Source organism: Paraplanobispora siamensis (assembly GCF_016863175.1).
Classification (GTDB): domain Bacteria; phylum Actinomycetota; class Actinomycetes; order Streptosporangiales; family Streptosporangiaceae; genus Planobispora; species Planobispora siamensis.
Genome location: NZ_BOOJ01000008.1, coordinates 258,902 through 268,990, shown reverse-complemented (window position 1 = coordinate 268,990; position 10,089 = coordinate 258,902). Strand labels below are relative to the sequence as shown.

The window sequence follows — 10,089 nt, the reverse complement described above, 5'->3', positions numbered from 1 at the left end:
AAAGACGGGTCCGCGCCCGCGAAGGGCTGTCCTCCGGAGGGGAACGACGGGCCGGGGAGGGGGGCGATGAGTCTCTCTGGGAGCAGGACCATCGCGGTCAGGCCGCCGGTCTCCTGGGGGCGGAGCTGGACCCGGATGCCGTGCTTGAAGGCCAGGCGGCCGACCACGAACAGACCCATGCGGCGAGCCGCCGCGGCGTCGGCGGCCTGGGGGCCGGCCAGGCGGGTGTTGGCCTGGGTGAGTTCTTCGAGGGTCATGCCGATGCCCTGGTCGCTCACCCCGATCATCACTCCGCCGCCGTCGATCCGGCTGCTGGAGACCACGACCTTGGTCTCCCCCGGCGAGAACGCGACCGCGTTCTCCACCAGCTCGGCGAGCAGGTGGACCACGTCGCTCACCGCCGGGCCCGCCACGGCCACCTCGGAGTGGATCCGGGTGACCACGCGGTCGTAGTTCTCCACTTCCGACAGCGCGGCCCGGACGATGTCCATGACCTCGACCGGCTGCCGCCAGCGCCGCGCGACCTCCTGGCCGGCGAGGACGAGCAGGTTCTCGGAGTTGCGGCGCATGCGGGTGGCCAGGTGGTCGAGCTTGAACAGGTCGGCCAGCCGGTTGTCGTCGCGTTCTCCGCGTTCGAGCCGCTCGACCAGGCTGAGCTGGCGTTCCACCAGCGTCTGGCTGCGGCGGGAGAGGTTGACGAACATCGCGTTGACCGTGTTGCGCAGCTTGGCCTCGTCGCCGGCCAGCCGTACGGCCTCCCGGTGGACCTCGTCGAAGGCCCGCGCCACCTCGCCGATCTCGTCGCGGGAGACGATCCCGATCGGCGGCACGTCCATTTCGAGCTCTCCGTCGCGCGTCTCCCGCACCCGCTGGACGTACGACGGCAGCCGCTCGCCGGCCACCTCCAGCGCCTCGGTGCGCAGCCGCCGCAGCGGCCGCACCAGCGAGCGCGCCACACCGGTCGTGATCAGCAGTACGGCCAGCAGCAGCGCGGCGACCGCCCCGATGACCAGCAGGGCGCGGTTCTGCTCGGCGTCGCCGAGCGCCCCGCTGCGCGCGACGATCCCCTGGGCGTGCCGCTGCTCGACGGCGCGCATCCGGTCGATCGTCACCGACACCCCGTCGAACCACTGCCGGGCGTCGTCGCTCTCGGCCTGGTCCAGCCCCTTGAGCGGGGCCCCCGAGGCGGCCCGCAGCAGGACCAGCTCCCGCAGGAAGTCGGCCCGGTCGGCGCTGCGGCCGTTGACGGTCTCGTCGAAGAAGCGCCGGTCGGCGGTGCCGGCCTCGGCGGCGAAGGCCTTGCGACCGTTGCGCTCGGAGGAGAGCGCGCCGAGGAACTTCTCCATCTGGTCCTGTTCGAACCGGCCGGCCACCAGCACCACCGAGAGCAGGGCCCGCTGCTGCGACAGGCTCTCCTTGGCCCGGGCGAGCGCGGTCAGCGTGAGCGACTGGCCGAACAGCAGGTCGTCGTCGCTGCCCTTGCCGAGCTCGTCGTGCAGGGACAGGAGGTCCTCCACCACGAGGGTGTAGGCGTCGATGGCGGCGTCGGGCAGCAGGTTGGTCTCCAGCGCCTGCCGGCGCAGCGGCGTCAGGTCCTCCAGCCGGGTGAGCGCGGCCTCGACCTCGTCGCCGGTGCGGCCGGTCAGCTCGCCCCGCAGCAGGGTGCCGCCGTCGCGGACGCGTTCGGCCGCGGTGTCCACCGCGTCCCGCTGGTCGTTGATCCCCTTGAGCCCGCGCTCAGGACGGCCCAGGGCGATGAACCAGGCGGTGCGGTCGCGTTCTTCGGCCAGTTCGTGGGTGAGCGCGCCGATGTCGTCCGACAGCCGGGCCAGGTCGTTGACCCTCTGGTAGTCGGCGGCGGCGTTCATCGAGGCGATCACCTGGACGCCGCCGAGCAGCACCGCCGCGGCCGTCGGGACCAGGATGAGCGCGACCAGCCTGGAGCGCACCCGCCAGTTGCGCAGCCGAAGACTGCTCCCTGCGTCACCGGCTCTTTCTGTACTCACCGGACGCTGCCTCTCGGTGGATGACCCTCGCTGACCGAATTAGCCGCGCTTCACGGCAATTCGAGCACACTTCAACCCGTGAAGGCCACCGACCATAGCCACACAAATGGCCACTCATGAGACAAGTGAGGCGAGAACCTGGAGCTCCATTTAAAGGTTGAATGTTCAATTTCGGGCGACCCATACCACATTTAGCGGACAAAGCACCCAAATGGCCGTTTACACCGTTCCATAACGACACGCCGACGTAACACATCGGGACCACGACGGTCTCTTGAAGATCACAGCATTGTGATTCCGGATATTTCCGCTTTATCGTTCCCCGTGCGCCCGTAACCTCACTGCATCCGAGCGCTGAGCTTTGGAGGAGACAGTGACCTCACCCGACGGCGTCGCGATCGAGGTTCGCAGCCTGTGGAAGATCTTCGGACCACGGGCGGAACGCGTGCTGGGCGGTCCCGACGCCGAACTCGATCCGGACGAACTCCGCGCGAAGACCGGATGCGTCGCCGCCGTCAGGGACGTGAGCTTCACGGTACGGCCCGGCGAGGTGTTCGTGGTGATGGGCCTTTCCGGCAGCGGGAAGTCCACCCTGGTCCGCTGCCTGACCCGGCTGGTCGAGCCGACCGCCGGAGAGATCACGATCTCCGGCGAGGACGTGCGCGCCGCCTCCCCCGCCCAGCTGCGGGACCTGCGCCGCAACCGGGTCAGCATGGTCTTCCAGCACTTCGGCCTGCTGCCGCACCGCAAGGTCGTCGACAACGTGGCCTACGGGCTGGAGGTCCAGGGCGTCCCGCGCCGGCAGCGGCACGAGCGGGCCCGGGCGATCCTCTCCCTGGTCGGCCTGGACGGCTTCGCCGAGGCCAGGCCCGACCAGCTGTCCGGCGGCATGCAGCAGCGGGTCGGCCTGGCCAGGGCCCTGGCCGCAGACCCCGAGGTGCTGCTGTTCGACGAGCCGTTCAGCGCGCTGGACCCCCTGATCCGCCGGGACATGCAGGCCGAGGTCGTCCGCCTGCACCGCGAGGTGGGCAAGACCATGCTCTTCATCACCCACGACCTGTCGGAGGCGCTCAAGCTGGGCGAGCGCATCGCGATCATGAGGGCGGGCGCGATCGTCCAGCTCGGCACCCCGGAGGAGCTGGTCGGCGCCCCCGCCGACGACTACGTGGCCGACTTCGTCAGGGACGTGCCCAGGAGCGAGGTCCTGTCGCTCCGCTGGATCTGCCGCTCCCCCGCCGACGACGAGCATCTCGACGGCCCCGCGCTCCCGGCGGGGACGATCATCCGGGACGCGGTCCCCGCCGTGATGGAGTCCGCCCGGCCGATCCGGGTCGTCGAGGGCGAGGAACTGCTCGGCGTGGTGGACCGCCTCGACATCCTCACCGCCATGTCCGGGCGCGCCGGGACCGGGTCATGACCTCCCAGGCACCCCCGGCCCCACCCGTGCAGGCGATACCGCCCACGGCCCCCCGCGACGCCGTACGGCCGCCGCGCTGGGTGGTCCCGGCCGCCGGGATCGTCGCGGTGGTCGCCGCCTACCTGGCCTTCCGCGGCACCGCGACCCTGCCGCACGACGACGACGCCGCCCCCTTCCGGTTCGTCAACGACGTACGGGCCTGGGTGGACGCCAACCGCAACCAGAGCCCGGTCTTCCTGTTCTTCGTCAACTACATCCGGCTGTTCGTCGGCGGCCTCTACGACGCCTTCCTGCTGGCGTTGCAGGCCCCCGGCTGGGCGGGCCTGATCGGGATCGCGGCCGCGCTCGGCTGGCTGGCGGGCGGGTGGCGGATCGGGCTGCTGTCCGGGCTCGGGTTCATCTCGTTCGGGGTTCTCGGGCTGTGGGAGGCGAGCGTGGCCACGCTCGCCCTGGTGCTGACGGCGGTGCTGCTCTCGCTGGTCATCGGCCTGCCGCTGGGGATCTGGGCGGGGCACTCCCCGCGCCTGCGCCGCCTGCTGGCCCCCGTCCTGGACGTCATGCAGATCATGCCGACGTTCGCCTATCTGGCGCCGATGGTGCTGTTCTTCCAGATCGGCCCCGCCTCGGGCGCGGTCGCCACGCTGATCTACTCCGTCCCGCCCGCGATCCGCATCGCCGCGCTGGCGATGGAGCAGGTCTCGCCGACCGCCGTCGAGGCGTCCGTCTCCCTGGGCGCGACCCGGCGGCAGACCCTGTTCAAGGTCGAGCTGCCGATGGCACGTGCCACTCTCGGCCTGGCCGTCAACCAGACCATCATGATGGCGCTGTCCATGGTGGTGATCGCGGCGCTGATCGCCGCGCCGGGACTGGGCTCGGACATCATCCGGGGGCTGACGCGGGCCAACGTCGGCCTGATGCTCCCGGCGGGGATCGCCATCGTGATCATGGCGATCGTGCTCGACCGGATGACGATGTCGGCCGCCGCGCGCCCGCCGTACCCCGTCACCGGCGGCAAGGCCCGGATCGGTCCCCGCCTGCGGTGGGCGGTGGCGGCCGTGCTCGTCGCGGCCGGTCTCGCGCTGGGGCGGGTCCTGCCCGCGGAGTTCCCCGAGGAGTGGGTGCTCCGCTTCGCCGCGCCGGTGAACGAGGCCGTGAACTGGGCCAAGTTCTCCTGGTACGACGTCACCGACGCGATCAGGAACTTCATCACGGAGGTGTTGCTCAACCCGCTGCAGGCCGTGCTCACCGGTGCGCCCTGGTGGCTCGTCACGGCGGTCGCGGTCGCGGTGGCGTGGCGGACCGGCGGCCTGCGGACCGCCGCCGTGGCCGCGGGCTGCCTGCTGGCCACCGCCCTGATCGGCCTGTGGCAGCACACGATGGAGACGCTCACCACCGTCCTGGTGGCGGTGGTGCTCACCCTGCTCATCGGGCTGCTGCTCGGCGTCGCGGCGGCCCGTTCCCCCCGGTTCGCCGCCGTGCAGCGGCCGCTGCTCGACGCCGCGCAGACCATGCCCGCCTTCGTCTACCTGCTCCCCGCGCTGGCCCTGTTCGGCGCGACCCGCTTCACCGCCATCTTCGCCTCGGTGATCTACGCGGTGCCGCCGGTCATCCGGCTGGTCGAGGACGGGATCAGGAACGTGTCCCCGGCCGCGGTCGAGGCCGCGCTCTCCTGCGGCTCCACCGAGCGGCAGCTGCTGTGGAAGGTACGGCTGCCGCTGGCCCGCCCGGCGATCCGGCTGGCCGCCAACCAGGGCATCGTCATGACGCTCGCCATGGTCGTGGTCGGCGGGCTGGTCGGCGCGGGCGGCCTGGGCTACGACGTCGTCTCCGGGTTCTCCCAGCGCACCGACTTCGGCATGGGCTTCGCCGCCGGCGTGGCCACGGTGCTGCTCGGGATTCTGCTCGACCGGATCACGCAGGGCGCCGACCGGCGCCCCTCCCCCCGCACGTCCGATCGCACGACCACGCGAAAGAAGAGGATCGCATGAGGATCGCATCCCGGATCCGCCTGCTCGCCGGCCTGCTCACTGTGGGGCTGGCCGCCGCCGGTTGCGGCGGCGCCACGGTGGACACCGGAACCAGCTCGGCACAGCCGTCCACCGGTGCCGGATCGTCGGCGCCCGCGGCGGGCGGCACCGTGAAGATCGCCATCAACCCGTGGGCCGGCTACGAGGCCAGCGCCGCGGTGATCGCCCACCTCCTGGAGGACAAGCTCGGCTACACGGTGGAGAAGAAGGAGCTCGCCGAGCAGGTCTCCTGGGAGGGCTTCGAGAACGGCGACGTCGACGTCATCGTGGAGAACTGGGGCCACGAGGACCTGAAGAAGTCCTTCATCGAGGAGAAGAAGGTCGCCGTCGAGGCCGGCTCCACCGGCAACAAGGGCGTCATCGGCTGGTACATCCCCAAGTGGATGGCCGACAAGTACCCCGACATCACCGACTACAAGAACCTGAACAAGTACGCCGACCTGTTCAAGACCTCCGAGTCCGGCGACAAGGGCCAGCTGCTGTTCGGAGACCCCTCCTACGTGAGCAACGAGGAGGCGCTGATCAAGAACCTGAAGCTGAACTACAAGGTCGTGGTGGGCGGCAGCGAGGCGGCTCTGATCGAGTCGGCCACCCAGGCCCAGCAGCAGAAGAAGCCGCTGCTGTTCTACTTCTGGGATCCGCACTGGCTGTTCAACAAGGTCGAGCTGGCCCGCGTCAACCTGCCCCCGTACACCGAGGGCTGCGACGCCGACCCCAAGAAGGTCGCCTGCGACTACGCCGAGCTGGACCTCGACAAGATCGTGAGCAAGAAGTTCGCCGACACCGGCGGCAAGGCCTACGAGCTCGTCAAGAACTTCCAGTGGACCAACGAGCACCAGAACGCGGTGGCCAACGACATCACCAACAACGGCATGTCCGCCGAGGAGGCCGCCAAGAAGTGGGTCGACGCCAACCCGACGGTGTGGGCGGCGTGGATCCCGAAGTGACCTGACCCGGCCCGGCGGGCGGCCCCGCCCCCGCCGGGCCCGTTCTCCGGAGGCCGCGCGGCCCTGCCACGACCGTGCCGGGGCCTCCGTCTGGAGGTACCTGATGAGACGTGGCACGAAACTCGCCGCGGGTGTCGCGGCACTCCTGTTCCTGGCCTCGTGCAGCGCGCAGGAGCCCGCCCCGCAGCAGACCGGCGGCACCGTGCGGATCGCGATCAACCCGTGGGTCGGCTACGAGGCCAGCGCCGCCGTACTCGGCCGGTTGCTCCAGGACGAGCTGGGCTACCGGGTGGAGACGGTGGAGCTCGACGAGGCCAAGTCCTGGGAGGGCTTCGAGAAGGGCACCGTGGACGTCATCGTCGAGAACTGGGGGCGCGAGGCGGAGAAGAAGACCTACATCGAGGAGAAGAAGGTCGCGGTCTCCGCCGGGCGGAACGGCAACAAAGGGATCATCGGCTGGTACGTCCCCCAGTGGATGGTGGAGAAATATCCAGACATAACCGATTGGCGGAACCTCAATAAATACGCCTCCCTGTTCCGGACCGACAAAACCGGGGATTTAGGTCAGGTCCTTGACGGCGACCCGACCTATGTCACCAACGACGAGGCGCTGGTGCGCAATCTCGAACTCGACTACAAGGTGATCTACTCGGGCAGCGAGGACGCGCTGATAAAGGCCGCCAAACGCGCCACGGAAAAGCGCGAGCCGCTGCTCATGTACTTCTACGAGCCGCAGTGGCTGTTCACCCAGCTCAAACTCGCCAAGATCAACCTCCCGCCCTACTCGATCGGCTGCGACGCCGATCCCGCGAAGGTCACCTGCGACTACCCGCCCTACCTGCTCGACAAGATCGTGAGCAAGAGGTTCGCCGACACCGGCGGCAAGGCCTACGAGCTGGTGCGCAACTTCGTCTGGACGAACGACAACCAGAACACCGTCGCCAACGACATCACCAACAACGGGCTCAGCGCCGACCAGGCGGCCCGCAAGTGGATCGACGCCAACGAGATCATCTGGAAGGACTGGGTACCCAGTTGAGCTACGACTACGTCATCGTCGGCGGCGGATCCGCCGGCTCCGTCCTGGCCAACCGGCTGAGCGCCGACCCCTCGGTCCGCGTGCTGGTGCTGGAGGCGGGCCGGGCCGACTACCGGTGGGACGTGTTCATCCACATGCCGGCGGCGCTGATGTTCCCCATCGGCAACCGGTTCTACGACTGGAAGTACGAGTCGGAGCCCGAGCCGCACATGAACGGCCGCCGCGTCTACCACGCCCGCGGCAAGGTGCTCGGCGGTTCGAGCAGCATCAACGGCATGATCTTCCAGCGCGGCAACCCGCTGGACTACGAGCGGTGGGCGGCCGACCCGGGCATGCAGGGCTGGGACTACGCCCACTGCCTGCCGTACTTCAAGCGCATGGAGAACTGCCTGGCCGATCCCGGCACCCCGTTCCGCGGCCACGACGGGCCGCTGAAGCTGGAGCGGGGCCCGGCGGAGGGGCCGCTGTTCGAGGCGTTCTTCGCCGCGGTGCAGCAGGCCGGCCACTCCCTGACCGACGACGTGAACGGCTTCCGCCAGGAGGGCTTCGCCGCCTTCGACCGCACCCTGCACCGGGGCCGCCGGCTCAGCGCCGCCCGCGCCTACCTGCACCCGGTGATGGGCCGCCCCAACCTCACCGTGCGGACCCGCACATACGTCTCGAAGATCATCTTCCATGGGAAGCGGGCGGTCGGCGTCGAGTTCGACGGCAAGCGGGTGCGCGCCGGAGAGGTCATCCTGTGCGGCGGCGCGATCAACTCCCCGCAGCTGCTGCAGCTGTCCGGCGTCGGCGACGCGGACATGCTCAAGCGGCTCGGGATCGAGGTCGTGCACCACCTGCCCGGGGTGGGCGAGAACCTCCAGGACCACCTGGAGGTCTACGTCCAGCACGCCTGCGTCAAGCCCGTCTCCATGGCGCCGTCGCTGGCGATGTGGCGGCGGCCCCTCATCGGCGCGGACTGGCTGTTCCGGCGCTCGGGACCGGGGGCGAGCAACCACTTCGAGGCCGGGGGGTTCATCCGCTCCAACGACGAGGCGGCCTACCCCAACCTGATGTTCCACTTCCTGCCGATCGCCATCCGCTACGACGGCTCGGCCCCCGCCTCGGGCCACGGCTACCAGGTCCACGTCGGGCCGATGTACTCCGACGCGCGCGGCAGCGTGCGGATCAGGTCGGCCGACCCCCGCCTCAAGCCCGCCCTGCGGTTCAACTATCTGTCCACCGACCAGGACCGCCGCGAGTGGGTCGAGGCGATCCGCAAGGCCAGGGAGATCCTCTCCCAGCCGGCCTTCGCCGAGTTCAGCGGCGGGGAGATCTCCCCCGGGCCCTCCGTGGAGACCGACGGGCAGATCCTCGACTGGGTCGCCCGCGACGGCGAGACGGCGCTGCACCCCTCGTGCACCTGCCGGATGGGCGTGGACGAGATGTCCGTCGTCGACCCGGCGACCATGGGGGTCCACGGCCTGGAGGGATTGCGCGTGGTGGACGCCTCGGCCATGCCGTACGTCACCAACGGCAACATCTACGCCCCGGTGATGATGCTCGCCGAGAAGGCCGCCGACCTCGTCCGCGGCGACGCCCCCCTGCCGCCCGAGCGCGTGGAGTTCTACCGCCACACCCCCTGAGGGCGCGCACGGCGAGATCCCGGTACGGCTCCGCGGAGCCGTACCGGGATCTCGCCGTGCGTCAGGCCCGTGTCAGACCGACATGCCGTAGGCGGCGCGGACCCGCAGGACGTGCTCGACCAGCGTGATCAGCGTGCCCTTGACCGAGTCGCGGGAGCGGGCGTCGGTGCGCACGATGGGGACGTGCGGGGCCAGCGCCAGCGCCTCCCGCACCTCCTCCTCCGTGTGCGGGAACTGCCCGTCCCAGCCGTTGATGCCGACCACGAAGGGAAGCTTGGCCTCCTCGAAGTAGTCGATCGCCGGGAACCCGTCGGCCAGGCGGCGGGTGTCGATCAGGACCACGGCGCCGATCGCGCCGCGGACCAGGTCGTCCCACATGAACCAGAACCGGTGCTGGCCCGGCGTGCCGAACAGGTACAGGATCAGGTCGCTGTCGAGTGAGAGGCGGCCGAAGTCCATGGCGACGGTGGTCGTCGCCTTGTTCGGCGTCAGGCCGAGGTCGTCGACCCCCGAGCTCGCCTCCGTCATGACCGCTTCCGTGGTCAGCGGGAGGATCTCGGACACGGCGCCCACGAATGTGGTCTTGCCGACGCCGAACCCGCCCGCGACGACGATCTTCGTCGACGTCAGGCCGCCGCGGTTAGAGCCTGCGAAGTCCACTGAGCACCCTTTCGAGCATGTTGAGATCCGGCTGTCCCTGGTCGAGACGCGGCTGGTGGAGACGGACGAGGCCTTCGTCGGCCATGTCCGCCACCAGAACGCGGGCCACGCCGAGGGGGACCCTCAGCAACGCCGAGATCTCGGCGACCGACCGGAACGAACGGCAGAGCCTGATGATGGCGTCCTGCTCGGGGGTGAGCAGAGCCAGCTCCTCATCCATGATGGCCGAGGACGAGACCAGTGTCTCCATCGCCAGGTGATAGCGCGGCTCGGCGCGACCACCGGTGACCGCGTACGGACGGAACAGGGGCTCCTCGTCCCCGGTTCCGTCAGAGCCCAGCACGACCCTCTCCCGGCCGGGACACCGA

General features: G+C 69.9%; 8 protein-coding genes. 5 read left to right on the top strand and 3 right to left on the bottom strand.

The window, feature by feature from the left end:
* On the bottom strand, nt 1–2,006 hold a 2,006-nt coding region (locus Psi01_RS04080; RefSeq protein ID WP_204062553.1), incomplete at its 3' end, for a sensor histidine kinase.
* Nucleotides 2,007–2,379: 373 nt separating this feature from the next.
* Between Psi01_RS04080 and Psi01_RS04075 the strand changes: the two genes are divergently transcribed.
* From Psi01_RS04075 to betA, 5 genes are all read left to right on the top strand, one after another.
* Nucleotides 2,380–3,423: a quaternary amine ABC transporter ATP-binding protein gene (locus Psi01_RS04075; protein ID WP_239127048.1), complete on the top strand. Its 1,044-nt coding sequence runs from the start codon at nt 2,380–2,382 to the stop codon at nt 3,421–3,423.
* Complete coding sequence (locus Psi01_RS04070; protein WP_204062551.1) at nt 3,420–5,411, top strand: ABC transporter permease; 1,992 nt, start codon at nt 3,420–3,422, stop codon at nt 5,409–5,411. The genes Psi01_RS04075 and Psi01_RS04070 overlap by 4 nt, the downstream gene beginning before the upstream one ends.
* A complete protein-coding gene (locus tag Psi01_RS04065; RefSeq protein ID WP_204062550.1) occupies nt 5,408–6,397 on the top strand; it encodes an ABC transporter substrate-binding protein in 990 nt (329 codons plus the stop codon). The genes Psi01_RS04070 and Psi01_RS04065 overlap by 4 nt, the downstream gene beginning before the upstream one ends.
* A gap of 103 nt (nt 6,398–6,500) precedes the next feature.
* Nucleotides 6,501–7,436, top strand: a complete 936-nt coding sequence (locus tag Psi01_RS04060; protein ID WP_204062549.1) for an ABC transporter substrate-binding protein — start codon at nt 6,501–6,503, stop codon at nt 7,434–7,436.
* Nucleotides 7,433–9,061, top strand: coding sequence for a choline dehydrogenase (gene betA / locus Psi01_RS04055; protein WP_204062548.1), 1,629 nt, complete (start codon nt 7,433–7,435; stop codon nt 9,059–9,061). The genes Psi01_RS04060 and betA overlap by 4 nt, the downstream gene beginning before the upstream one ends.
* A 72-nt stretch (nt 9,062–9,133) precedes the next feature.
* Here the strand turns inward: betA and Psi01_RS04050 are convergent, their stop codons facing one another.
* Entirely contained in the window at nt 9,134–9,721 is a 588-nt protein-coding gene (locus Psi01_RS04050; RefSeq protein ID WP_239127046.1) for a GTP-binding protein, read from the bottom strand.
* Nucleotides 9,702–10,064 (bottom strand): DUF742 domain-containing protein, encoded by a 363-nt coding sequence (locus Psi01_RS04045; RefSeq protein ID WP_204062547.1) that lies wholly within the window; start codon nt 10,062–10,064, stop codon nt 9,702–9,704. The genes Psi01_RS04050 and Psi01_RS04045 overlap by 20 nt, the downstream gene beginning before the upstream one ends.
* Between the last annotated feature and the right edge of the window lie 25 nt (nt 10,065–10,089).